Source organism: Phytoactinopolyspora endophytica (genome assembly GCF_004138495.1).
In the GTDB taxonomy this organism is placed as follows: Bacteria; Actinomycetota; Actinomycetes; order Jiangellales; family Jiangellaceae; genus Phytoactinopolyspora; species Phytoactinopolyspora endophytica.
Window position 1 is genome coordinate 166712 of record NZ_ML142852.1, and the last position, 653, is coordinate 167364.

At 69.7% G+C, this 653-nt stretch carries 1 protein-coding gene and 1 pseudogene; both read right to left on the reverse strand.

The window, feature by feature from the left end; all coding sequences use genetic code 11:
- Nucleotides 1–278 (reverse strand): annotated as a pseudogene (locus ELR45_RS40625) (tRNA pseudouridine(38-40) synthase TruA); the annotation flags it as partial.
- Between the two features lie 24 nt (nt 279–302).
- On the reverse strand, nt 303–653 hold a 351-nt coding region (locus tag ELR45_RS42605; RefSeq protein ID WP_420813851.1), incomplete at its 5' end, for a bL17 family ribosomal protein.

A 653-nucleotide genomic window follows, 5' to 3' on the forward strand; every position in this document is an offset into this window, starting at 1 on the left:
GATCGCGCCGGTAGCGCAGCCCATGCATGTTCCGGGACATCGACATGGCACACCTGACCCCGGGCATGCACACCCGCGTCCGTGCGGCCCGCTACCGTCAGCCGTGGTTCATCCGAGCGCAACACCGTCCCGAGCGCCTGTTCTACGACGCCCTGGACGGTTCTCCGCCCCGGCTGCGTGGCCCAGCCAGAGAACTCAGCCCCGTCGTAAGCCACATCCAACCGGATACGCAGCAGCCCGCCGTCCCGATGTGGGGATTCGGCGGGCTGCTTGGACACTGCTCGATCGTGAGGCTCAGCCGGTCAGGCCTTCGACTCGTCCTCGTCGTCGGACGCTTCCGCTTCTTCGGCGGCCGCTTCAGGCTCGTCCTGGGTGCCCTCGGCCTCGTCAACCGCGGCCTCGTCGGCCGTGGTCTCCACCTTCGACTCCTCGGCGGACTCAGCAGTCACCTCAGCCTCGGCCGCTGCTTCCGCGGCCGGAGCCGCGGTGCTCGCGGCCGCGCTGTCCGCCGCCGCGCGGCGGGTAGCGCTGGTGGCCTCCTGCACGACCTGCTCGGCCAGCGGCTCGACCAGCTCGATGATGGCCATCGGCGCGTTGTCGCCCTTCCGCGGGCCGATCTTCACGATTCTGGTGTATCCGCCGTTACGGTTCTC